22 protein-coding genes are annotated in these 23,387 nt (G+C 72.7%); 16 read left to right on the top strand and 6 right to left on the bottom strand.

What is annotated here, in order from left to right:
* Positions 1-18 precede the first annotated feature (18 nt).
* From AOM07_RS01545 to glf, 3 genes are read left to right on the top strand one after another with little or no spacing between them, the layout of a single operon-like run.
* Positions 19-747 carry a GtrA domain-containing protein gene (locus AOM07_RS01545; protein ID WP_084830015.1) on the top strand — a complete coding sequence of 243 codons (729 nt, stop codon included), beginning with the start codon at positions 19-21 and terminating at the stop codon, positions 745-747.
* 9 nt (positions 748-756) lie between these two features.
* On the top strand, positions 757-1,776 hold the full coding sequence (locus AOM07_RS01540; protein ID WP_062310714.1) for a glycosyltransferase family 2 protein: 1,020 nt from the start codon (positions 757-759) through the stop codon (positions 1,774-1,776).
* A gap of 40 nt (positions 1,777-1,816) precedes the next feature.
* Complete coding sequence (gene glf / locus AOM07_RS01535) at positions 1,817-2,956, top strand: UDP-galactopyranose mutase (RefSeq protein WP_062310711.1); 1,140 nt, start codon at positions 1,817-1,819, stop codon at positions 2,954-2,956.
* Positions 2,957-2,999: 43 nt separating this feature from the next.
* Here glf and AOM07_RS01530 read toward each other — a convergent pair whose 3' ends face one another.
* From AOM07_RS01530 to AOM07_RS01520, 3 genes are all read right to left on the bottom strand, one after another.
* Positions 3,000-4,310: an ATP-binding protein gene (locus AOM07_RS01530; protein WP_062310708.1), complete on the bottom strand. Its 1,311-nt coding sequence runs from the start codon at positions 4,308-4,310 to the stop codon at positions 3,000-3,002.
* Positions 4,307-5,020, bottom strand: coding sequence for a LytR/AlgR family response regulator transcription factor (locus AOM07_RS01525; RefSeq protein WP_062310706.1), 714 nt, complete (start codon positions 5,018-5,020; stop codon positions 4,307-4,309). Before AOM07_RS01525 ends, AOM07_RS01530 begins: the two co-directional genes overlap by 4 nt.
* Positions 5,021-5,088: 68 nt before the next feature.
* Positions 5,089-5,769, bottom strand: a complete 681-nt coding sequence (locus AOM07_RS01520; RefSeq protein ID WP_062310704.1) for an SOS response-associated peptidase — start codon at positions 5,767-5,769, stop codon at positions 5,089-5,091.
* A gap of 115 nt (positions 5,770-5,884) precedes the next feature.
* On the opposite strand from AOM07_RS01520, the gene AOM07_RS01515 reads away from it, so the two are divergent.
* The 9 genes from AOM07_RS01515 (at position 5,885) to pflA (ending at position 13,637) form a co-directional block, all read left to right on the top strand.
* Positions 5,885-7,123, top strand: a complete 1,239-nt coding sequence (locus AOM07_RS01515; protein WP_228374343.1) for a TadA family conjugal transfer-associated ATPase — start codon at positions 5,885-5,887, stop codon at positions 7,121-7,123.
* A gap of 1 nt (position 7,124) precedes the next feature.
* Positions 7,125-7,982 carry a type II secretion system F family protein gene (locus tag AOM07_RS01510; RefSeq protein WP_062310700.1) on the top strand — a complete coding sequence of 286 codons (858 nt, stop codon included), beginning with the start codon at positions 7,125-7,127 and terminating at the stop codon, positions 7,980-7,982.
* Complete coding sequence (locus tag AOM07_RS01505; RefSeq protein WP_062310697.1) at positions 7,979-8,869, top strand: type II secretion system F family protein; 891 nt, start codon at positions 7,979-7,981, stop codon at positions 8,867-8,869. Before AOM07_RS01510 ends, AOM07_RS01505 begins: the two co-directional genes overlap by 4 nt.
* A 15-nt stretch (positions 8,870-8,884) precedes the next feature.
* Complete coding sequence (locus AOM07_RS14885; RefSeq protein ID WP_169748106.1) at positions 8,885-9,049, top strand: hypothetical protein; 165 nt, start codon at positions 8,885-8,887, stop codon at positions 9,047-9,049.
* The gene (locus AOM07_RS01500) at positions 9,027-9,410 is read left to right on the top strand and encodes a TadE/TadG family type IV pilus assembly protein (RefSeq protein WP_084830014.1); all 384 of its coding nucleotides are present in this window, start codon (positions 9,027-9,029) and stop codon (positions 9,408-9,410) included. Before AOM07_RS14885 ends, AOM07_RS01500 begins: the two co-directional genes overlap by 23 nt.
* Positions 9,400-9,864 carry a hypothetical protein gene (locus tag AOM07_RS14880; RefSeq protein ID WP_062310692.1) on the top strand — a complete coding sequence of 155 codons (465 nt, stop codon included), beginning with the start codon at positions 9,400-9,402 and terminating at the stop codon, positions 9,862-9,864. Before AOM07_RS01500 ends, AOM07_RS14880 begins: the two co-directional genes overlap by 11 nt.
* The gene (locus tag AOM07_RS01490; RefSeq protein ID WP_062310690.1) at positions 9,861-10,286 is read left to right on the top strand and encodes a pilus assembly protein TadG-related protein; all 426 of its coding nucleotides are present in this window, start codon (positions 9,861-9,863) and stop codon (positions 10,284-10,286) included. Before AOM07_RS14880 ends, AOM07_RS01490 begins: the two co-directional genes overlap by 4 nt.
* A gap of 156 nt (positions 10,287-10,442) precedes the next feature.
* Complete coding sequence (gene pflB, locus AOM07_RS01485) at positions 10,443-12,725, top strand: formate C-acetyltransferase (protein WP_062310688.1); 2,283 nt, start codon at positions 10,443-10,445, stop codon at positions 12,723-12,725.
* 90 nt (positions 12,726-12,815) lie between these two features.
* On the top strand, positions 12,816-13,637 hold the full coding sequence (gene pflA / locus AOM07_RS01480) for a pyruvate formate-lyase-activating protein (RefSeq protein ID WP_062310685.1): 822 nt from the start codon (positions 12,816-12,818) through the stop codon (positions 13,635-13,637).
* Between the two features lie 56 nt (positions 13,638-13,693).
* On the opposite strand, the gene AOM07_RS01475 is transcribed toward pflA, so the two are convergent.
* Positions 13,694-15,067: an aspartate aminotransferase family protein gene (locus tag AOM07_RS01475; protein WP_062310683.1), complete on the bottom strand. Its 1,374-nt coding sequence runs from the start codon at positions 15,065-15,067 to the stop codon at positions 13,694-13,696.
* Between the two features lie 283 nt (positions 15,068-15,350).
* Between AOM07_RS01475 and AOM07_RS01470 the strand changes: the two genes are divergently transcribed.
* Both AOM07_RS01470 and AOM07_RS01465 read left to right on the top strand, forming a co-directional pair.
* Positions 15,351-16,742 (top strand): NAD(P)/FAD-dependent oxidoreductase, encoded by a 1,392-nt coding sequence (locus AOM07_RS01470; protein ID WP_062310681.1) that lies wholly within the window; start codon positions 15,351-15,353, stop codon positions 16,740-16,742.
* The gene (locus tag AOM07_RS01465; RefSeq protein ID WP_062310679.1) at positions 16,739-17,086 is read left to right on the top strand and encodes a cupin domain-containing protein; all 348 of its coding nucleotides are present in this window, start codon (positions 16,739-16,741) and stop codon (positions 17,084-17,086) included. Before AOM07_RS01470 ends, AOM07_RS01465 begins: the two co-directional genes overlap by 4 nt.
* A gap of 12 nt (positions 17,087-17,098) precedes the next feature.
* Here AOM07_RS01465 and AOM07_RS01460 read toward each other — a convergent pair whose 3' ends face one another.
* Positions 17,099-18,712: a PucR family transcriptional regulator gene (locus AOM07_RS01460; RefSeq protein WP_084830012.1), complete on the bottom strand. Its 1,614-nt coding sequence runs from the start codon at positions 18,710-18,712 to the stop codon at positions 17,099-17,101.
* Between the two features lie 84 nt (positions 18,713-18,796).
* On the opposite strand from AOM07_RS01460, the gene AOM07_RS01455 reads away from it, so the two are divergent.
* Both AOM07_RS01455 and AOM07_RS01450 read left to right on the top strand, forming a co-directional pair.
* Positions 18,797-20,284, top strand: coding sequence for a CoA-acylating methylmalonate-semialdehyde dehydrogenase (locus AOM07_RS01455; protein WP_062310676.1), 1,488 nt, complete (start codon positions 18,797-18,799; stop codon positions 20,282-20,284).
* 23 nt (positions 20,285-20,307) lie between these two features.
* Entirely contained in the window at positions 20,308-21,669 is a 1,362-nt protein-coding gene (locus AOM07_RS01450; RefSeq protein WP_062310673.1) for an aspartate aminotransferase family protein, read from the top strand.
* Between the two features lie 124 nt (positions 21,670-21,793).
* On the opposite strand, the gene AOM07_RS01445 is transcribed toward AOM07_RS01450, so the two are convergent.
* Positions 21,794-23,311, bottom strand: a complete 1,518-nt coding sequence (locus AOM07_RS01445) for a PucR family transcriptional regulator (RefSeq protein WP_062310670.1) — start codon at positions 23,309-23,311, stop codon at positions 21,794-21,796.
* Positions 23,312-23,387 lie beyond the last annotated feature (76 nt).

Genomic DNA, 23,387 nt, shown 5'->3' with positions numbered 1-23,387 from the left:
CACCTGGAGAGACCAACGATGTTCGCACCGATCGTCCGCATGTGGCGCCGCTTCGAGGAGCGCCGCCCCGGCACCGCCCAGTTCCTCATGTTCTTCGTGTTCTCGAACGCGGTGACCGCGCTCCAGCTCGCGCTCATGCCGCTGCTGCGCGCGTGGCTCGACACGACCAACCTCATCAACGTCGACTTCCAGGTGCTGCCGGTCGGGTCGAACGTGGACGGCTCGCAGTACTACATGTTCGACTACGCGGCCGGCGCGCTGCCCGAGGGCGGCGGCGGCCTCGCCTACTTCCTCTCGGTGCAGATCACGCTGGCGATCGCGCAGATCATCAACTTCTTCCTGCAGCGCAACGTCACCTTCAAGTCGAACACCTCGGCGTGGCGCGCCGCCATGTGGTACTTCATCGCGTACGTCGCGATCACGTTCATCGCCGCCGCCGCGCAGGGCTTCTACAAGGCCCCCGTGTACGACTTCTTCATCGACACCCTCGGCTGGGGCTCCACCGGCGAGACCATGGCCGACGTCCTCACGATGATCATCAACTCGGCGATCTCGTTCTGGGTGTTCTTCCCGATCTTCAAGATCATCTTCAAGCGCGTCCCCGAGGACGAGGCAATTACGGCATCTGAGGACAATTCGGGTATCGTGTCCTCCTCTGACGGCGAGCCCGGCACCGCGCCGGTGGCAGCGACGGTCTCCGAGCGCGCGGGCGCCGAGCCGGCGCGCGACGACAGCCGGGACGGATAAGGAGCCGCGATGCACCCCACCCTGACGGTGGTCGTGCCCGCCTACAACGCTGAGGGCTGGCTCGAGCGCTGCGTCGACTCGCTCCTCGTGGGCGCCAGCGACGTCGAGATCCTCATCGTGGACGACGGCTCGACCGACGGCACCGCCGCCCTCGCGGACCGCTACGAGGCGGACCACCCCGGCGTCGTGCGCGCGATCCACAAGGCCAACGGCGGGCACGGCTCGACCATCAACGTGGGGATCGACGTCGCCCGCGGCCGCTACCTCAAGGTGGTGGACGCGGACGACTGGGTCGACGCCGACGCCCTCCGGGCGCTGCTCGACACGCTGCGCGGCTTCCTCGCCGACGGCGACCCGATCGACCTGGTGCTGAGCAACTTCGTCTACGAGAAGGTCGGGCGGCGCTACAAGCGGGCCGTCCGGTACCGCAACGTGCTGCCGCAGGGCCGCACGTTCGGGTGGGACGAGGTCGGCCGCTTCCGCACCGGCCAGTACCTCATGATGCACTCGCTCGTGTACCGCACCGAGCTGCTGCGCGAGTCGGGGCTGCGCCTGCCGGAGCACACCTTCTACGTCGACAACCTGTACGTCTACCAGCCGCTGCTGCACGTCGAGTCGATGTACTACCTCGACGTGGACCTCTACCGGTACTACATCGGCCGTCCCGACCAGTCGGTCAACGAGGCGGTGATGATCCGCCGCATCGACCAGCAGCTCAAGGTCAACCGGCTGCTCATGGACGTCGAGGTGAGCCCCTACGAGGTGCCGCCGGCGCTGTACCGGTACCTGCTCCACCACCTCCAGGTGGTGTGCGTGATCTCCTCGACGATGCTGCTGCGGTCGGGCAGGGACGAGGACTTCGCGCGCAAGGTCGAGCTGTGGCGCGAGCTGCGCTACGACGACCCCGACGTCTACCGCCGGCTCAAGCGCGGCGCGCTCGGCCGCATCGTCCACCTGCCCGGCAGGCCCGGCAGGAAGGCGACCGTGGCCGCGTACCGGGGCGCCTCGTGGGCGCTCGCGCTCAACTGAGGCGCCGCGGGGGTCTCCTCGCCCGGCCTACGATTCCCGTATGACCGACCTCGTCATCGTCGGCGCCGGCCTGTTCGGCCTCACCGTCGCGGAGCGCATGGCCGCGCGCGGGCGCCGCGTGCTCGTGGTGGACCGTCGCGACCACATCGGCGGCAACGCGTACTCGGCGCCGGACCCCGCGACCGGGATCGAGGTGCACCGCTACGGCGCTCACCTCTTCCACACGTCGAACGAGCGGGTCTGGGAGTACGTCAACCGCTTCACGGCCTTCACGCCGTACGTGCACCGCGTCTACACCACGCACCGCGGCGAGGTGTTCCCCATGCCCATCAACCTGGGCACGATCAACCAGTTCTTCCGCGCCGCGATGAGCCCCGCCGAGGCGCGCGCGCTCATCGCCGAGCAGGCGGCCGAGCTGGGGGAGCGCGAGCCGGCGAACCTCGACGAGAAGGGCGTGCGGCTCATCGGCCGGCCGCTGTACGAGGCGTTCATCCGCGACTACACGGCCAAGCAGTGGCAGACCGACCCGCGCGACCTGCCCGCGTCGATCATCAGCCGCCTGCCCGTGCGCTACACGTACGACAACCGCTACTTCAACGACCGCTTCGAGGGGCTGCCCGTCGACGGCTACACGGCGTGGTTCGAGCGCATGGTGGACCACCCGAACATCGAGGTGCGGCTCGGGGTGGACTACCTCGACCCGGCCTCCGACGTGTCGAAGGCGTCGACCGCGGGCCGCGTGCCCGTCGTCTACACGGGTCCGCTCGACCGCTACTTCGGGGACGCCGAGGGAGCGCTCGGCTGGCGCACCATCGACTTCGACTGGGAGGTGCGCCACGAGGGCGACCACCAGGGCTGCCCGGTGATGAACTACGCCGACGCGGACACCCCGTACACGCGCACCATCGAGTTCCGGCACTTCCATCCCGAGCGCGACTACCCGGCCGACCGGACCGTGCTCGCGCACGAGCGCTCGCGCTTCGCGGGGCCCGGCGACGAGCCGTACTACCCGATCAACACCCCCGCCGACCGGGAGCGCCTCGACGCGTACCGGGCCCTCGCCGAGCGCGAGGCGGGCGTGCTCTTCGGCGGTCGGCTGGGCACGTACCAGTACCTCGACATGCACATGGCGATCGCGTCCGCGCTCGCCATGGCGGACAACGCGCCCGAGCTGGCCTGACCCGGGCGGGGACGATGCGCCGGTGGGCGCGCGGCGGCGCGCCTCAGTTGGGGATCGGCACGAGCATGCGGAGCACGAACCAGCCGTCCGTCGTCTCGACGGTCATCGAGCCGTCGTACCGCTCGGCCGCCTGGCGGATGTTCTTGAGGCCGTAGCCGTGGTGCTGGGCGTCGTCCTTGGTGGTCGCCGGGAGGCCGTCGTACAGCACCAGGTCGCGGCCGAACCAGTTCTCGAAGCGCAGGATCGCGAAGTGACCCTGGCTGTAGACGGCGACGCGCACGAGCCGGCGGTCGGGGTCGGGCACGCGCGCGGTCGCCTCGATCGCGTTGTCGAGCGCGTTGCCGAACACCGTGACGATGTCCATGACCTCCATGAAGTCCACCACGGAGCCGTCGACCACGCTCGTCACCGTGATGCCCTGCAGCTCCGCCTCGGCGGTCTTGCTGGCGAGCACGGTGTCGACCACGCCGTTGCCGGTGTCGACCGCGGTCGCGCCGTAGCCGCGCAGCGACGCCTCCAGCTGGTCGACCATCCCGGAGCGGACCGACGAGTCGGACTCGTCGCGGATCGCCGCGATGTAGTGCTTCATGTCGTGGTACCGGGCGTTGACGGCCTCGCGCTCGTGGCGCGAGCGCAGGTACTGCTGGTGCTGGTGGTGCAGGAGCGAGTTCATCGACTGCACCTCGACCGCGCGCTGGAGCTGGAGGCGCTGGCTGCGCATCGCGTACAGCGCGATGAAGCCGGCGAGGTCGACGAGCGTGCGGATGTAGAAGATCTCGCGTCCGTCGCGACCGCTGAAGGGCGTGTCCGCGCTGACGAAGCTGAGGTTGGAGAGCAGGAAGGTCACGACCGCGATCGACAGGGTCGACGCGAGGATGCGCCCGTCGACCGCGATGCGCAGCCCGGGCGGGAAGTTGCGGCGCTCCGCGAACCACACAGCCGTGAACACGGCCGCGGGGACCGCGGCGATGAGCGCGAAGCGCGCGAGCGTCCACGTGTACCCGCCGAAGAAGTGCTGGTCGAGCTGCCACGCGAGGGACGCGACCAGCTCCGCGAGCACGAACGCGCGGGCGAGCAGGTCCGCCGCGCTCTTGCCGTCGACCTCGGCGCACGCGCGGATGAGCCCCCACATCGAGACGGCCGCGAGGACCATGCCGAGCGACCACAGGCCCAGCGGCAGCGTGCCCGCGAGTTCCTGGACGCCCATGATGACGACGAGGCCCGCGGCGAGGGTGACGCCGAGCGCGAGGCCCGAGATGCGCCGCGGCACGAGCGAGATGTAGAGGACGCACGCGCCCCATTCCGCGATCGCGGTCACCGCACGGGGGATGTCCTGGAGGGCGTCCTCGATCACGCGCGCTGACCGTCCATGTGCGCGGCGAGCGCCTCGAGGAAGGCCTTCTTGCGGGGGCGGCTCACCTGGAGGGCATCGCCGCCGACCATGACGCTCACGCCCTGCTCCACCTTGCGCACGTGACGGAGGTTGACGAGGTAGCAGTTGTTGGAGCGGAAGAAGCCCTGGTCCGCGAGCTCGTCCTCGAGCGCCTTGAGGGTGCCCGAGAACGTGTACTCGCGGTCGAGGCCGTGCACCGTGATGCGGTGCTTGACGGACTCGACGTAGACGATGTCCGCGGGGTCGAGCCGCACCACGGCGTTGTTGACGGTGATGACCACGCTGCGCGTCTCGCGCTTGCGCAGGCGCGCGAGCGAGCGCGTGAGCTCCTGGGCGAAGGCGAAGTACGGCACGGGCTTGAGCAGGTAGCTGAGCGCGTCGACCTCGTAGCCGCGGATGGCGAACTGGCCCATGTTGGTGACGAAGATGATGATGACGTCGGAGTCGACCTCGCGGATCCGGTGCGCGGCCTCGAAGCCGTCCATGCCCGGCATCTCGACGTCGAGGAACAGGATGTCGTACTGCGGGCGGTAGTCCTGGACGGCGGCCTTGCCGTCCGGGAAGTCGCGGACGTCGAGCTCGAGCGCGTGCTCCTCCGCGTAGCGGGCGAGGTGCTGCATGAGCGTGTCGCGGTACGCGGCGTCGTCCTCGACGATCCCGATCCTGATCACTGCGCTCCCTGGTCGCTCTGCTGACGCCCAATTCTAAGGTCGCGCCGATGGGACCCCGCACAGCGGTGCTAGAGGGGAGCGACGAGCTCCTCGCCCTGGTTGCGGATGTTGCCGACCGCCCGGTCCACCTCGTGCCACACGAGCGCCGGCTCGGGCGACGCGATCGCGGCGAACAGGTCGTCCTTGCTCGACTCGTGGTCGAGCCACGTGTCGGCCTCGTCCTTGAGGAGCATGACCGGCTGGCGGTCGTGGATCTCCTGCATGTCCCCGCGCGACGCGGTGGTGACGATCGAGCACGTCGCCAGCCACGGCGCATCGTCCCCGAGCGCCTTCTCGCGCCAGAACTCGAACAGGCCCGCGAAGGCGAGCGGCGAGCCGTCCTCGGTGTGGATGAAGTAGGGGGTCTTCACGCCGTCGACGGTGGTCCACTCGAAGTAGCCCGAGGCCGGGACTAGGCAGCGCCGCTTGGCGAAGGCGGAGCGGAAGGACGGCTTCTCCGCGACGGTCTCGGAGCGCGCGTTGAACATGCGCGAGCCGATCGCGGGGTCCTTCGCCCACGACGGCACGAGGCCCCACTTCGCGAGCTCGAGCGAGCGGCCCTCCTCCTTGCGCGCCACCACGATCGACGTGTCCTGCATCGGGCCGATGTTGTAGCGCGGGGCGAGGCGCGCGTCGTCCGCGATCACGGCGATCTCGAAGGCGTCGACGAGCTCCTGCTCGGTGAGGAAGTTGGCGTAGCGGCCGCACATGAGACCAGGGTAGGCACGTCGGCCCCCGGCGCATCGTCCATCCGCGGTCCTGCCAGCGCTTTTCTTGTCCACAGGCCCTTGTCCTTTTTGTCCGTTTCACGCTAGCGTCGCCGCCATGGGGGGAGCCATGGGGGGCGACGTGCGCGCGCACATCGAGGACGACGTGCGCGCCCGCATCCGCGACACGGGCGTGGACCCGGCGCGGGATGCGCGCGCGGTCGAGTCGCTCGTGGGCGCCGCCATCGACGCGTGGGACGAGCGCGAGCTGCTCGACGGTCGTGCGCCGGTGCCGGACCGCGACGCGCTCGTGCGGGCGGTCACGGACGCGGTCGCCGGCCTCGGTCCGCTGCAGCCGCTGCTCGACGACCCGACAGTCGAGGAGATCTGGGTCAACGCGCCCCACGAGGTCTACGTCGCGCGCGGCGGGACGAGCGAGCTCACCAGCATCCTCCTGACCGCGGACGACGTGCGACGGCTGGTCGAGCGGATGCTCGCGGTCGCCGGCCGCCGGCTCGACCTGAGCTCGCCGTTCGTCGACGCCGCGCTGCCGGGCGGGGAGCGCCTCCACGTCGCGATCCCGGACGTGACGCGGCGCCACTGGGCGGTCAACATCCGCAAGTACATCGCCCGCGCGCACGACGTCGACGACCTTGTCGCGCTCGGCACGCTCACGCCGGCCGCCGCCCGCTTCCTCGCCGCCGCGGTGCGCGCGGGGCTCACGGTCCTCGTGTCGGGCGGGACGCAGGCCGGCAAGACCACCACCCTCGGCGCGCTCGCGGGCGCGATCCCGGCGCGCGAGCGCGTGATCACGTGCGAGGAGGTCTTCGAGCTCGCCCTGCCGCTGCGGGACGTGGTCGCCCTGCAGTGCCGCCAGCCGTCCCTCGAGGGCACCGGCGAGATCACGCTGCGCCGCCTCGTCAAGGAGGCGCTGCGCATGCGGCCCGACCGCATCGTCGTGGGGGAGGTGCGCGAGGCCGAGGCGCTCGACCTCCTCATCGCGCTCAACGCAGGCCTGCCCGGGCTGTGCACGATCCACGCGAACTCGGCCCGCGACGCGCTCGCGAAGATGTGCACGCTGCCGCTGCTCGCGGGCGACAACGTGTCCGACCGCTTCGTCGTGCCGGCGGTCGCGTCCGCGGTCGACCTCGTCGTGCACGTCGGGCTCGAGGCCGACGGGGCGCGGCGCGTGCGGGAGATCGTGGGCGTCTCCGGCCGCGTCGAGTCCGGCGTCTTCGAGCTGTCCGAGATCTTCGCGACCCGCGACGGCGTGCTCGTCCGCGGCACGGGCTTCCCTCCGCACGCCGAGCGCTTCGCGGGCCGCGGCGTGCCGCTCGCCGAGATCCTGGCGGCCTGACGTGGACGCCGTGCTCGGTCTGGTGCTGGGGACGGGTCTGCTGCTCGTGTGGCTCGCGTGGTGGGAGACCCCGCCGCGCGCTCAGGCCCGGCGCTCGCGCGTCGCGGCCTTCGAGGACCGGCTGGTCCAGGCGGGTGTCCACGGCGTGACGGCGGGCGTGTTCGGGGCGTCCGCGGCCGGTCTGGGGCTCGTCTCGCTCGTGCTCGCGTGGTCCCTCACGGGCTCTCTCGCGGTCGCGGGGATCGTGGCGTGCGCGGCCGCGTACGCCCCCGTCGCGACCGTCACCGCACGGGCGCGCCGCCGCAGGACGCTCCTGCGCGAGGCGTGGCCCGAGGCGGTGGACACGCTCGCCTCCGGCATCCGCGCGGGACTCGCGCTGCCGGAGGCGCTCGCGGCGCTCGGCGACCGCGGCCCCGCGCCGCTGCGCCCCGCGTTCGCGTCCTTCGCCGAGGACTACCGCGCGTCGGGCGCCTTCGGGCCCTCGCTCGACGCGCTGAAGCGGCGCCTCGCCGACCCGGTCGCCGACCGCATCGTCGAGGCCGTGCGCCTCGCCCGCGATGTGGGCGGCACCGAGGTCGGCGCGGTGCTGCGCTCGCTCGCGCGCTTCCTGCGGGACGATGCGCGGGTCCGGGGCGAGCTCGAGGCCCGCCAGTCCTGGACCGTCAACGCGGCCCGCCTCGCCGTCGCGGCGCCGTGGCTGCTGCTCGCGCTGCTCGCGACGCGTCCCGGCGGGCTCGCGGCCTTCGACACCGCCGCGGGCGTCGCCGTGCTGCTCGGCGGCGCCGCCGCGTGCCTCGGCGCGTACCGGCTCATGCAGACGCTCGGGCGGCTGCCGAGCGAGGAGAGGGTGCTGCGATGACCGCCGTGCTGTGCGTCTGCCTCGCCGCGGGGCTCGGCCTCGTGTGGTCGTGGGCGCACGCGCGCCGGTTCTCGCTCGAGCGCCGGCTGGCGCCGCGCTTGCGCGGCTCCGGGGCCGCGCCCCCGGCCCGGTCGCCGCTCGCGCGCATCGTCGCTCCCGTCGCGGACGACGTCGTACGGCTCGCCGCCCGCTGGGGCGCGCCCACCGACGAGCTCGAGCGCCGCCTCGCCCGCGCGGGCTCCGCCACGACGGTCGCGCGCCACCGGGCCCACTCGCTCGCGGCCGGGGCGGCCGGGCTCGCCGGCGGCCTGGCGCTCGGGCTGCTGCTCGGCACGGCGCGGGGCACCGGCCCCGGGGTCGCGCTGGTGATCGCCGCGTGCGCCGCGGTCCTGGGGGCGCTCGCGCCCGACGCGCTGCTCGCTCGCCGGGCCGCCGCCCGTGCCGCCCGGGTCCGGGCGGAGCTGCCCGCGGCCGCCGAGATGCTCGCCCTCGCGGTGGTCGCGGGCGAGTCCGTGCCGGCAGCGCTCGACCGGGTCGCGGCGCTGTCGCCCGGACCCCTCGGCGACGAGCTGCGCACCGCGCTCGCGGAGATCCGGGCGGGACGCAGCGTGGGCGCCTCGCTCGACCGCCTGGCCGCGCGGGTGGGCGACGGCGGGGTCACCGCGTTCTGCGACGCCATCGTCACGGCGCTCGAGCGCGGCACGCCCCTCGCGGAGGTGCTCCACGCGCAGGCGACCGACGTCCGCGACCGCTCGCGCCAGGCGCTGCTCGAGGAGGGTGGCAAGCGCGAGATCGCGATGCTCGTGCCGGTGGTGCTGCTCATCCTGCCGGTCACCGTGCTGTTCGCTCTGTATCCCGGGCTGGTCGCCTTGCGGCTCGGGATCTAGGAGAAGGGGGATCCCATGGAGGGATGGAAGGAAGGGCTGCGGGACGACCGCGGCGACGTGCCGGGCTGGGTGCTCATCACCTTGATGACGGCCGGGCTCGTCGCCACGATCTGGGCGCTCGCCGGGCCCGCGCTCGGCGACATGTTCCTCACCGCCCTTGACTCCGTCACGGGCGGCTGACGAGGGCTCCGCGGTCGTCGAGCTCGTGCTCGTCGGGGTGCTCGTCGTCGCGGTGGCGCTCGGTGTGCTCCAGCTCGCGCTCGCGGCGCACGTCCGCAGCACGCTCACCGCGTGCGCCGCCGAGGGCGCGCGCGTGGCCGCGGTCGCGCGCCAGGGGGACGATGCGGGAGCGGCCCGGGCGGCCGGCTGCGCCGAGGCGGCGCTCGGACTGGGCGCGGAGGTGGCGGTCGCGCGCGAGGACGTCGGCGGGCGGGCGGCGGTGCGCGTCACGCTGAGCGGCGCCGCGCCGGCGATGCTGTGGGCGACCGGGGAGATCGAGGCGAGCGGGCGCGCGCTGCTGGAGGGTGCCGATGCGTCGTGACCTCTCCGCGGACCGCGGCGCCGCGACGGTCGAGCTCGTGGCGCTCACCCTCGTGCTGCTGCTGCCGATCGTCTACCTCGTCGTCGCCGTGTCGCGGGTGCAGGCGGGCGCCTACGCGGCCGAGGCCGCGGCGTACTCGGCCGCCCGCGGCGCCGTCGTCGCGGGGCTCGACGCGCTCGACGCCGGCGCCGACGCGGAGGCGGCGCTGACGTCCGCCCGCGCGACCGCCGACGCCGCGGTCGCGATCGCGGTGGAGGACTTCGGGCTCGCGTCGGGCGCACGCGTCGAGCTCGGCTGCGAGGGCGCCTGCCTCGCCGCGGGCACGACGGTGACGGCGAGCGTCGCGGTCGACGTGCCCCTGCCGGGCGTGCCCGCGCTCCTGCGAGCGGCGCTGCCCGCTCGCGTCACTCTCGAGTCGACCGCGTCGAGCCCGGTCGACGGGTACGCGCCGTGAGGCGGCCGGCGGGGGACGAGGGCTCGGTCACCGTCCTCACCATCGGGCTCGCGGCGGTGCTGCTCGCCGCGATCGTCACCGTCGCCGCCGTCACGCACGTGCAGCTCCAGCGGTCCCGCCTCGCGCACGCGGCGGACGAGGTCGCGCTCGCGGCCGCCGACGCGATCGACCTCGACGCCTACTACCGCGGTGGCGTCGTCCGCCTCGACCCGGTCGCAGTCGAGGCCGAGGCCCGCGCGCAGCTCGCCGAGTCGGCCCGACGCGAGGGCCTCGCCGGCGCGGCGCTGGTCGCCGCATCGTCCCCCGACGGCACCACCGCGGAGGTGACGCTGGCGCTGCGGACGCCCGTCCTCTTCGGCGCGACGTGGTTGCCGGGTACCGTGGATCTGAGCGCGACATCATCCGCACGCGCGGCCCCGTAGCGGGGTAGAAGGTCCGCGGGAACTTGGTCCCATGCGAACTAATGCCCCCGCCCGTAACGTGAACCACGAGGCGCCACACACCGCCATCCCGGCAGGAGCGAGCCCCACGCATCGGCCCCACAAGGGCCTTCCAACAGGGAGAGGGAGTACTAGGCCATGACCACTGAAGCCGTCGACAACACCACGATCCAGGACGACGCGGGCGACCCCCGCGCCCACGCGTGGCGTGGCTTCACCACCGGCGACTGGTGCGACGCGGTCAACGTCCGCGACTTCATCCAGGCCAACTACACCCCGTACGAGGGTGACGACTCGTTCCTCGCCGGCCCCACCGCGCGCACCACGGGCGTCTGGGACAAGCTCTCGGCGATGTTCCCCGAGGAGCGCGAGAAGGGCGTCTACGACGTCGACTGGGAGACCCCCGCGCTGATCACGGCGCACGGCCCGGGCTACATCGACGAGGACAACGAGATCATCGTCGGCCTCCAGACCGACGCCCCGCTCAAGCGCGCGATCATGCCGTTCGGCGGCTGGCGCATGGTGGTCAAGGAGCTCGAGACCTACGGCTACCCGGTCAAGCCCGAGCTCGAGGAGATCTTCTCCAAGTACCGCAAGACCCACAACGACGGCGTCTTCGACGCGTACCCGCCGAACGTCCGCGCGGCCCGCTCCTCGCACATCGTCACCGGCCTGCCCGACGCCTACGGCCGCGGCCGCATCATCGGCGACTACCGTCGCGTCGCGCTGTACGGCGTCGACGCCCTGATCGAGGGCAAGAAGCTCGAGCGCATGGAGCTCGACATGGAGCGCTCGACCGAGGACATCATCCGCGACCGCGAGGAGAACTCCGAGCAGATCAAGGCGCTCAAGGAGCTCAAGCAGATGGCGGCCTCGTACGGCTTCGACATCTCGAAGCCCGCCGCCAACGCTCGCGAGGCCGTCCAGTGGCTGTACTTCGGCTACCTGGCCGCGGTCAAGGAGCAGAACGGCGCCGCCATGTCGCTGGGCCGCACCTCGACCTTCATCGACGTCTTCATCGAGCGCGACATCGCCGAGGGCACCCTCACCGAGGAGACCGCGCAGGAGATCATCGACGACTTCGTCATCAAGCTGCGCATCGTCCGCTTCCTCCGCACCCCCGAGTACGACGCCCTGTTCTCCGGCGACCCGACGTGGGTCACCGAGACCATCGGCGGCATCGGCCAGGACGGTCGCCCGCTGGTGACCCGCACCTCGTTCCGCTACCTGCAGACGCTGTACAACCTCGGCCCGGCCCCCGAGCCGAACCTGACGGTGTTCTGGTCCGACAAGCTCCCGCAGGGCTTCAAGGACTTCTGCGCGAAGGTCTCGATCGACACCTCGGCCATCCAGTACGAGTCGGACGAGCTCATCCGCCCCGTGTGCGGTGACGACTCCGCGATCGCCTGCTGCGTCTCCGCCATGGAGGTCGGCAAGCAGATGCAGTTCTTCGGCGCCCGCGTCAACCTCGCCAAGTCGCTGCTGTACGCGATCAACGGCGGCCGCGACGAGATCTCCGGCAAGCAGGTCGCGCCGGTGTCCGCCCCGCTCACCGACGAGGTCCTCGACTTCGACTCGGTCATGGAGGCCTACGACAAGCTGCTCGACTGGCTCGCCGAGACCTACGTGGACGCGCTCAACTGCATCCACTACATGCACGACAAGTACGCCTACGAGCGCATCGAGATGGCGCTGCACGACCGCACCATCCTCCGCACCCTGGCCTGCGGCATCGCCGGCCTGTCGGTCGCGGCGGACTCGCTGTCGGCCATCAAGTACGCCACGGTCCGCCCCGTGCGCGACGAGTCCGGCCTTGCGGTCGACTACGAGGTCGAGGGCGAGTTCCCCTGCTACGGCAACGACGACGACCGCGTCGACGACATCGCCGTGGACCTCGTGGGCCGATTCATGGAGAAGGTCCGCCAGCAGCCGACGTACCGCAACGCGGTGCACACCCAGTCGGTCCTGACGATCACCTCGAACGTCGTCTACGGCAAGCACACCGGCAACACCCCGGACGGCCGCCGCTCGGGCGAGCCCTTCGCGCCGGGCGCCAACCCGATGAACGGCCGCGACGTGCACGGCGTGATGGCCTCGGCCCTCTCCGTCGCGAAGCTGCCCTACGCGGAGGCGCAGGACGGCATCTCGCTGACCACGTCGATCGTGCCCTCGGGCCTCGGTCGCACCCGTGAGGACCAGGTGAAGAACCTCGTGGGCATCCTCGACGCGTACAACGTGTCGCAGGGCTTCCACGTCAACATCAACGTCCTCAACCGCGACGTCCTCGAGGACGCGATGGAGAACCCGGAGAAGTACCCGCAGCTCACCATCCGCGTGTCCGGCTACGCCGTGAACTTCGTCCGTCTGACCCGCGAGCAGCAGCTCGACGTGCTCTCCCGCACGTTCCACGCCGGGCTGTAGCCCGTCTCCGCAGACAGACACCAGCGGCGCCCCGTCCCGGTCACCGGGGCGGGGCGCCGCTTCTAGTATCGGAGGCAGGAGGTCCCCGTCATGCCTGACAATCCCGTACCCGTCCCGCTGCTCGCGTCGCCGCCCATGGAGGTGGCCGACCGGGAGATGGCCGCGTCCGAGGAGATCCGCGACTTCCAGACGGGCTCGGTCCACTCGTGGGACCTCGTCACCGGCGCGGACGGCCCCGGCACGCGCATGACCCTGTTCCTGTCGGGCTGCGGGATGCGCTGCCAGTACTGCCAGAACCCCGACACGTGGCGCATGCGCGACGGCGTCCGCCACACCGTCGACGAGGTGATGGAGCGCGTCACCCGCTACGCGCGGATCATGAAGGTCACGGGGGGAGGGCTCACCATCTCCGGCGGCGAGCCGCTGCTGCAGGCGAAGTTCGTGATGAACATCTTCCGCCGCTGCAAGGACCTCGACATCTCGACGGCGCTCGACACCGCGGGGCTGCTGGGGGCGCGCCTCACCGACGACGACCTCAACTACGTCGACCTCGTGCTCCTCGACATCAAGGCGGGGCTGCCGGACGTGTACAAGCGCGTCACCGGCCGTCCGCTGCAGCCCACGCTCGACTTCGCGCGCCGGCTGTCCGGCCTGGGCAAGAAGATGTGGATCCGCTTCGTGCTGGTCCCGGGGCTCACCGACGGCGTGGACAACGTCGACGCGATCGCCGACTTCGTCGCCACCCTGGACGGCGTGGAGCGCCTCGAGGTGCTGCCGTTCCACCAGCTCGGCCGCGAGAAGTGGGAGCTGTCCGGGGAGCCGTACCTGCTCGAGGACACGCAGCCGCCGGACGCCGCGCTCGTCGAGCGCGTCAAGGAGCAGTTTGCGATGCGCGGCATCAATGTGATGTAAGGCGACGAAGGCCGGGTCCCCGCGGGGCCCCGGCCTTCGTCGTCACAGCGCAGCGGCTACGCGGTCAGCGCCGCCGCGAGCTTGTCGAACGTGTCGACGTACGCGTCGATCGCGGCGTCGGAGTGGACGACGGAGAGCGTCCACTCCTCCTCGCGGCCCGGCGTCATGAAGATGCCGTGGTTCATGTTCCACAGCCACGCGAGGTCGCACAGCTCGGCGTCCTGCGCGTTCTTGAAGCCCTCGTAGTCCGTGATCTTCTCGGTCGAGAACGTCACGCAGCCCTTCGAGCCGATGCCCACGGCGTAGCCGGGCAGGTCGTACTTCTCGATGACGGCCTGGCAGCCGGCGACGATGCGGTCGTTGAGCTCGCCGAGCCGCACGTAGGACTCGGGCGTGAGCACCTCGAGCAGCGACGCCTTCGCGGCGGCCATCGACAGCGGGTTCCCGTTGTAGGTGCCAACCTGGTAGACCTTGCCGCTCTCGACGACCGACATGACCTCCTCGGAGCCGCCGATCGCGCCCGACGGCAGGCCGCCGCCCAGCACCTTCGCCAGCGTCACCAGGTCCGGCGTCACGCCGAACTTCTCCGTCGCGCCGCCCGGGGCGATCGCGAGGCCGGTCTTGACCTCGTCGAAGATCAGCACGATGCCGTGCTTCGCGGTGATCTCGCGCACGGCCTCCAGGTAGCCGGGCTCCGGCAGCACGACGCCGAGGTTCATCATGGCGGCCTCCATGATCACGCACGCGGGGAGGCGGCCCTCCTCCGCGAGACGCTCGATGCGGCGCTCCATGGCCCCCGCGTCGTTGAACGGCACCGCGACGGTCATGTCGACGGTCGCCTGCGGGATGCCCGCGCCGTAGGCCAGCGACGCGTAGTTCTCGCGGTCGCCGATCTTGTCGTACTCGACGCCGATCGACACCATGACCGTGTCGTGGTGGCCGTGGTACGAGCCGAAGATCTTCATCACCGTGTCGCGGCCGGTGTAGGCACGCGCGATGCGGATCGCGTCCATGGTCGACTCGGAGCCCGAGTTGGTGAAGCGCCACTTGGGCAGGCCCCACCGGCGGGCGAGCTCGTCGGCGACGTCGATGACGTCCTCGGTGGCCGCGGCGAAGTGCGTGCCGAGCGGGTAGCGCTTCGCTAGCGCCTCGCCGATCGCGGGGTGCGCGTGCCCCTGGACCATCGAGCCGAAGCCGTTGTGGAAGTCGTAGTACTCGTTGCCGTCGACGTCCGTGATGCGGTCGCCCGCGCCCGACTCGATGTAGATGGGCCACGGGTCGCGGCCCTGGTAGCTGGACGCGACGCCGCCGGAGAGGTGCTCCGAGGCGTGGCCGTACATGGCCTTGGACTTGGTGGTGCGCTCGTTCAGCAGCGCGGTCTGCTCCTCGATCAGCTGGGCGATCCGGGCGCGGTCGAGAGTGACGGGCATGACTCCTCCACCCGACCGGCCTGGCGACGGGCATCTTCATGAGGTGAGGTTGGCGACCGGCCGCCGGCCTGGCGCTGGCGGTCGCACACCCGGGGAGTGCACCACCGACGATAGCCCAGGCCGCGTGCCAACTCCATGACGGCGGCCGGACGATGCGTCGCGCGCCTTCGCGCCGACGGCCGCCCTGTCCGAACGCGCCGCGACCGGGACCAAGGCCCTTGCGCACCCCGCCGCACCTGGGGTTCGATGCCGCTCAAGCACACCACCGTCAGGAGTGATACCCGTGGCCACCACGGTCTTCGAGCGACAGCCCGCCGCCGCATCGTCCATCGCCGCCATGCTCGAGGGCTCCTCCCTCAGCCCCTTCTGGACGGACGATGCGCCCGGCCCCGAGCGCCCGGCGCTCACGGGCAGCCACCGGGCGGACCTGGTGATCGTCGGCGGCGGCTACAGCGGGCTGTGGACCGCGGTGATGGCCAAGGAGCGCGACCCCGAGCGCTCGGTGATCCTGCTCGAGGGACGCCGGATCGGGTGGGCGGCCTCGGGCCGCAACGGCGGCTTCTGCGAGGCGAGCCTCACGCACGGCCGCGAGAACGGCGCGTCGCGCTGGCCCGAGGAGATCGACGAGCTCGACCGGCTGGGGATGGAGAACCTCGACGAGATCGAGGCCACCGTCGCGCGCTACGGCATGGACGTCGACTTCCAGCGCACGGGCGCGCTCGCGGTCGCGGTCGAGCCGCACCAGGTGGAGTGGCTCGAGGGCGAGGACGGCTTCCTCGACGCCGACGCGACCCGCGCGCTGGTCAACTCGCCGACGTACCTCGCGGGCCAGCTCAGCCCCGACGACACCGCGCTCGTCCACCCCGCCAAGCTCGCGCGCGAGCTCGCCCGCGTCGCCGAGGAGCTGGGCGTCCAGATCTTCGAGCAGTCCGCGGTGGTCGCGCTCGAGGACGGGCCGGTGGTGCGCACGCGCGACGGCGTGGTCCGTGGCGGCAAGGTCGCGCTCGCGACCAACGTGTTCCCGTCGCTGCTCAAGCGCAACCGCCTCATGACCGTCCCGGTCTACGACTACTCGCTCATGACCGAGCCGCTCACCGCCACCGAGCTCGCGGACCTCGGCTGGGAGGGCCGCCAGGGCGTCGCGGACCTGGGCAACCAGTTCCACTACTACCGGCTCACCGCGGACGACCGCCTGCTGTTCGGCGGCTACGACGCGATCTACCACGCGGGCGGCAAGGTCAAGGGCGCGTACCAGGACCGTCGCGAGTCCTACGAGAAGCTGGCGAGCCACCTGCTCACCACCTTCCCGCAGCTCGAGGGCACGACCGTCACCCACCGCTGGGCCGGCGCGATCGACACGAGCACCCGCTTCTGCGCGTTCTTCGGCGCCGCACGCGACGGCGACGTCGCCTACTCGCTCGGCTTCACGGGGCTCGGGGTCGGCGCGACGCGCTTCGGCGCCAACGTCATGCTCGACCTGCTGTCCGGCGAGGAGACGGAGCGCACGCGGCTGCGGATGGTGCGCGAGCGTCCGCTGCCGTTCCCGCCCGAGCCGCTCGCGAGCCTCGGCATCAACGCGACGCGCTGGTCGCTCGACCGCGCCGACCACCGCGAGGGGCGCCGGAACCTGCTGCTGCGCACGCTCGACCGTCTGGGCCTAGGGTTCGACTCATGAACCTCCAGCCCGGGCTCCCCGTCGACCTGCACACGCTCCCGCTCGAGACCGAGGCCGTGCCGGCCGACATGGTCGAGGACGGCGCCCCGGTCGCCGGCGCGGCGGCGCTCGCCGAGGTCGGCGAGGTCGAGGTCGGCGTGTGGGAGATGACCCCCGGCGTCGCGACGGACATCGAGGCCGACGAGGTGTTCGTCGTGCTGTCGGGCCGCGCGACCGTCGAGTACCTCGACCCGGCGCTGCCGACCGCGGAGATCGGCCCCGGCTCGCTCGTGTGGCTGACCGAGGGCATGAGCACCCGCTGGACCGTCACGGAGACGATCCGGAAGGTCTACGTCGCGGGGTAGTCCCGCGGCGCGTCAGTCCCGCGCGCCGGGCCGCGACAGCAGCGCGATGTGCAGCGCGGTCTGCGTCTCGCCGTCCTCGAGGTCCACGCCCAGCAGCCCCTCGATGAGCTCGAGCCGCTGGTAGAACACCGACCGCGACAGGTGCGCCGCGCGCGCCGCCGCGGTGCGGTTGCCCGGATGGCCGAGAGCCGCCCGCAGCACGCGCTGGAGGTCGCCGCCGGTGCGCTGGTCGTGCTCGACGATGGGGGAGAGCACGCGCTCGCCGTGGTCGAGCAGGCGGTGGTCGTCGCGCAGGCCGCTGAGCAGCCGCGCGAGCGGGCGGCGGTCGACCCACAGCACGGTGCCCGCGGCGGCCTCGCCCGCGTTGTCGATCGCCTCGTGCAGCGACAGCGTGGCGGCGTCGACCTCGTGCGCCTCGTGGCCGACCGTGACGGCCACGCGCGCGGAGTCGCGCAGCGCGCGCTGGAGCGCGGCGGTGGCGGCGTCGTCGAGGGGACGATGCGCGGGCATCGACAGCAGCACGACGGTGAGCGGGCCGCCGGTCCGGCCGGTCGTGGCGAGCGCCCGCGCGCGTCCGCCGATCCCGAGCGCCCAGGCCTCGATCTCCGTCGGCGACGGCTCGCCGCCGCGCAGCGCGATCCCGTAGAGCAGCCGGTCCGCCACGGGCACGCCGGCGGCCTCGAGCCGCGCGGCCATCGCCTCGCGGGTCGCGAACCGTCCCGCGAGCAGCGGGTCGAGCACGTGGCGCCGCGCGAGCGTCGCCCACTCGTCGCGGCCGCCGTCCGACAGGCGGCCGAGCGCGAGCGCGATCGCGCCCTGGCCGAGCACGTTCGCGCGCCCCGCGGGGTGCGCGGGCCCGGGCAGCGCGACCAGCGAGCCCCAGCGCTTGCCGCGCGCGTCCACGGGGACCACGAGCCAGCCCTCGTCGTCGCGCGGCTCGCGGTGCGCCGCGCGCGAGCGCCGCTCCCAGTCGCCGAGCACCGCCAGCTCCGCGCCGGTCGGGATCTCCGCGATGAGCGCCTCGTGCGCGAGGCTCTCGAGCACCACCGGCGCGCCGAGCGCCCGCGCGAGCTCGCGCACCACGTGGTCGGCGGGCGCGCCGCGCAGCGCGAGCGACGTGAACACCTCGCGCACCTCGTCGCGCGCGCGCAGCGCGGCCATCTGGCCCGCGATGATGCGGTGGTGGCCGGCCTCGGTGAGGGCCACGAAGCGCGTCTCGCGGTGGAGCAGGACGAGCGCGAGCCCGTGGCGGCGGGCCGCGTCGACCACCGCGGGCGGCGGGGCCGCGTAGCGCGTGCCGAGCTCGAGGGCGAGCGCGGCGATCCCCGCCTCAGCGAGGCTCTCGACGAAGAGGGTGAGCGCCGCATCGTCCCCGGGCCAGGCCGTGCCCATGGAGAGCAGCAGCTCGCTGCCCTCGAGCATGCGCGCGATGTCGGCGCGCTCCGAGGTGTGGACCCAGCGCACGGGCGCCTCGAGCGCCGGCCCGCCGACGACGACCTCGGGCAGGCCCGCGCGGAACGCGGGCTCCTCGAGGAGCTCCGCCACGGTGGGCAGCGCGGCGAGCGCGGCGCCGGCCGGACGATGTGTCGGGCTGGCGGCCAGATCGCGACGTTCGGAGGGGTCCATCGGCACATCGTATGTGTGAATCTGAACCTCATCGCACCACCCCCGCGTCGGGCAGAGTGTCCGACGCGTGTCGAGAGGAGAGCCGTGAGCCTGATCCGTCACCACGTCGCCGGCGCCGAGGCCGGCGCGGGAGAGCGCACCGGCCAGGTCTGGAACCCCGCCACGGGCGAGGTCGTGGGCGAGGTCGCCTACGCCTCGGCCACCGAGACCGAGGGCGCGATCGCCGCCGCGAAGGCCGCCCTGCCGGGCTGGCGCGCGACCGGCCTGGTGAGGCGCGCGGACGTGTTCTTCCGCCTGCGCCACCTGCTGGTCGAGCGCCAGGACGAGCTCGCCGCGATCATCACGCGCGAGCACGGCAAGGTGCTGTCGGACGCGAAGGGCGAGATCAGCCGCGGCATCGAGAACGTCGAGTTCGCCGCCGGCCTGGTCCACCACCTCAAGGGCGAGCACTCCGAGCAGGTCGCGCGCGGCGTCGACGTGCACTCGACCAAGCAGCCGGTGGGCGTCGTCGGCTGCATCACCCCGTTCAACTTCCCGGTGATGGTGCCGCTGTGGATGGCCGCGTCCGCGATCGCGTGCGGCAACACCGTGGTGCTCAAGCCCAGCGAGAAGGACCCGTCCGCCTCGCTGTTCCTCGCGTCCCTGTTCGAGGAGGCCGGCCTGCCCGCGGGCGTCCTCAACGTGGTCCACGGCGACAAGGTCGCGGTCGACACCATCCTCGACTCGCCCGACGTGCGCGCCGTGTCCTTCGTCGGCTCGACCCCGGTGGCCCGCGCCATCTACGAGCGCGGCACCGCGAACGGCAAGCGCGTCCAGGCGCTCGGCGGCGCGAAGAACCACATGATCGTCATGCCCGACGCGGACCTCGACGCCGCGGCCGACGCCGCCGTCTCGGCTGCGTACGGCTCCGCGGGCGAGCGCTGCATGGCGATCTCCGTCCTCGTGCCGGTGGGCGAGGAGACCGCCGACGCGCTCGTCGCCAAGGTCGCCGAGCGCATGGCGACGCTCACCATCGGCGACGGCACGGATCCCGCCTCGGAGATGGGCCCGCTCATCACGCGCGAGCACCGCGACCGGGTCGCCTCGTACGTCACCGGCGCCGAGGCCGAGGGCGCGACCGTCGTGGTCGACGGCACCACGCAGGAGTTCGAGGGCGACGGGTTCTTCGTCGGCACGAGCCTCGTCGACCACGTCAAGCCTGGTATGAAGGTGTACGAGGACGAGATCTTCGGCCCCGTGCTGTCCGTGGTGCGGGCGTCCTCGTACGACGATGCGGTCGCGCTGGTCAACGCCAACGCGTTCGCCAACGGCACCGCGATCTTCACCCGCGACGGCGGCACCGCCCGCGCGTTCGAGATGGACATCGAGGTCGGCATGGTGGGCGTCAACGTGCCGCTGCCGGTGCCGATCGGCGCGTACTCGTTCGGCGGCTGGAAGAGCTCGCTGTTCGGCGACTCGCACATCTACGGCCCCGAGTCCATCCACTTCTACACGCGGTCCAAGGTGGTCACCACCCGCTGGCCCGACGCCAGCGAGTCGCAGATCGACCTCGGCTTCCCGAGCAACCACTGAGCAGCAGCACCGAGAGGAGAGCCATGACCATCGACAACGACGCGATGACCGGCGCCGAGGCGCGCGTGCGCGCCGACGACCGCGCGCACGTCTTCCACTCGTGGAGCGCGCAGGGGCTCATCGACCCGCTGCCGGTCGCCGGCGGCGCGGGCTCCGAGTTCTGGGACTACGCGGGCAACCGCTACCTCGACTTCGGCTCGCAGCTGGTGAACCTCAACCTCGGCCACCAGCACCCGGACCTGGTCGAGGCCATCGAGAAGCAGGCCCGCAGCCTCGCCACGATCCAGCCGTCCTTCGCCAACGACGTGCGCGGCGAGCTCGCGCGCCTCATCACCGACGTCGCGGGGGAGAGCTTCTCCCACGTGTTCTTCACCAACGGCGGCGCGGACGCGATCGAGAACGCGGTGCGCCTCGCGCGGCTCGTCACGGGCAAGCGCAAGGTGCTCGCGATGTACCGCAGCTACCACGGCAACACCAGCACCGCGATCTCGCTCACGGGCGACCCGCGCCGCTGGCCCAACGAGCCCGCCGACGGCTCCGTGGTCCACTTCTTCGGGCCCTACCTCTATCGCTCGGCCTTCCACGCCGAGACCGAGGCGGAGGAGACCCGCCGCGCGCTCGAGCACCTCGAGCAGACCATCGTGCTCGAGGGCGCCTCGACCATCGGCGCGATCGTCATCGAGACCGTCGTGGGCACCAACGGCGTGCTCGTGCCGCCCCCGGGCTACCTCGCCGGCGTGCGCGAGCTGTGCGACCGCCACGGCATCCTCTACATCGCGGACGAGGTCATGGTGGGCTTCGGCCGCACCGGCGAGTGGTTCGCGTTCCAGGCGCACGGCGTCACGCCGGACCTCGTCACCTTCGCCAAGGGCGTCAACTCGGGCTACGTGCCGCTGGGCGGGGTCGTCATCTCGCGGCAGATCGCGGCGGCCTTCGACGAGCGTGCCTTCCCCGGCGGGCTCACGTACTCGGGCCACCCGCTCGCGTGCGCCCCGGGCGTCGCGACGTTCGAGGTGTTCCGCCGCGACGGGATCCTCGAGCGGGTCAAGGATCTCGGCGAGCGCGTGGTGCGCCCGATCCTCGAGGGCTGGGTCGAGTCCCACCCGTGCGTGGGCGAGGTGCGCGGCACCGGCCTGTTCTGGGCGATCGAGCTCGTGCGCGACAAGGAGACGCGCGAGCCGCTCGTGCCGTTCAACGCGTCGGGCCCGGACGCCGCCCCCATGGGCGTGTTCGCGAAGGCCTGCAAGGACTCCGGCGTGTGGCCCTTCGTGCACTTCAACCGCACGCACGTCGCGCCCCCGCTCGTCATCACCGAGGAGGAGCTGCGCCGCGGCCTCGCGGTGATCGACCAGGCGCTGAGCGAGGTCGACGCCCTCATCGCGTGAGCGCCCCGTCGGTGGCGCCCCGTGCACGCTGCGAGGTGCTCAGCGCCCGATCCGGTCGTCTTCGAGCGCTGAGCACCTCGCAGGACGCGGCCGGCGTCGGACGGGACGATGTGTGGCGGGCGCCTCAGGCGAGCAGCCCCGCCGCGCGCAGCGCCGCCCACACCTGGGCGCGCCCCGCCACGGTGGCGAGGTCCTGGCCCAGCAGCTCCTGCGCGGCCGCGAGCCGCGCCCGCACCGTGTGCCGGTGCACGCCCAGCGCCCGCGCCGCCGCATCGTGCGCGCAGTCCGCGACGAACCACGCCGCCACGGTCGCGACGAGTTCGGTGCCGTGCTCGGCGTCGTGCCGCGCGAGCGGCTCGAGCGCCGCCCGCGCCACGGTCCGCGCCTCGGGGGCGTCGAGCAGCGACAGCACCCCGGCGCCGGGCAGGTCCGCGAAGCGCGTGACCGGGGCCGTGCGCCGCTCGCGTGCGGTGCGCGCCTGAGCGAGCCCGCCCGCGACGGAGTCGAGCGCGACGGGCTCGGAGACGCCGGCGGCGCCGCCGTGGCGCAGCACGAGCTCGTCGATCAGCGGCGCGTCCGCCTCCTCGAGCACCATGGCGAGGTCGCCGCCCTGCTGCGCGCGCAGCAGCGGCACGCCGCGCGTGTCGAGCCAGCGGCCGACGCCCCCGACCGCGGCCAGCCGCTCGTCCGCCACCGCCACGACGACGGGGGAGGAGGGCAGCGGCGCGCCCGACGCCCGCGCGACGTCCCCGGCGAAGGCCACGTCCCCGCGCACGAGCGCCGCGAGCACGCCGGCGGCGAGCGCGTCGCGCGCCTGCTCGAGGTCCTGGCGCTGCTCGAGCGCGAGCGCGGCCATCGCGACCACCGTGGTCACGACCGCGCGATGCTGCTCGTCGAGCTCCTCGGCCTCGATCGCCAGCACGGCGCGCAGCCGCCCGCGCTGGCCGAGCGTCTGGAGATGGAAGGCGCGGTCGTCGACCGTCACGCCGGCGGTCGCCTGCACGCCGCGCACGAGCAGGTCGCCGGCGTGCCGCTGGAGCGCCGCGACGGTCGCGGCGTCGATGCCGCCGCCGGGGTGCTCGTGCAGCAGCGAGGCGGCGTCGACCAGCCCCACCCACGTCCCCAGCCGGCGCGACAGCTCCGCGAGCATGGGCCGCAGCCCGTCGGGCCGCAGCGCCGCGACCGCGACCGCGCGCTGCGCCTCGAGCGCCCACGTGCGGCGCTCGTACGCGACCGCGGCGAGCGCCTCCGCGTTGGCCCGGGCGAGCGCGATGAACGGGGTGTCGTACGGCACCTCCCACAGCGGCAGGTGCGCCGCGAGGCAGGCCTCGAGCAGCGGCTCGGGCACGCCCTCGCGCGCCACCTCGGTGCCGAAGCCGAGCCCGAGCATCCCCGAGCGCGCGAGCCGGCGCACGTACGCCGCGTACGGCTTCGGGTCGTCGCCCGCGTCGCGGAACTGCGTGCCCGTGGTGAGCAGCACCATGCCGCCCGCGAGGAAGGGCGTGGGATCGGCGAGGTCGGAGCTGTGCACCCACCGCACGGTGGCGTCGAGCGCGCCGGGCGCGACGGCGTCCTCGGGGGTCGCGAGCCGGAGCTTCAGCTCGGGGCGTGCGAGCAGCGCCCGGATGGTGGGAGAGGCCATGACGGGAGCCTGCCACCGTGGACAGTGCTCCGCAAGAGGTTGTACGCGACGGCGAGTGCCGGGCCGCCGCGGCCGG

The sequence above is a fragment of the Demequina rhizosphaerae genome (assembly GCF_000971255.1).
In the GTDB taxonomy this organism is placed as follows: domain Bacteria; phylum Actinomycetota; class Actinomycetes; order Actinomycetales; family Demequinaceae; genus Demequina; species Demequina rhizosphaerae.
Note: the sequence above shows the minus strand (reverse complement) of the source record. Positions and strands in the feature narration are given on the sequence as shown.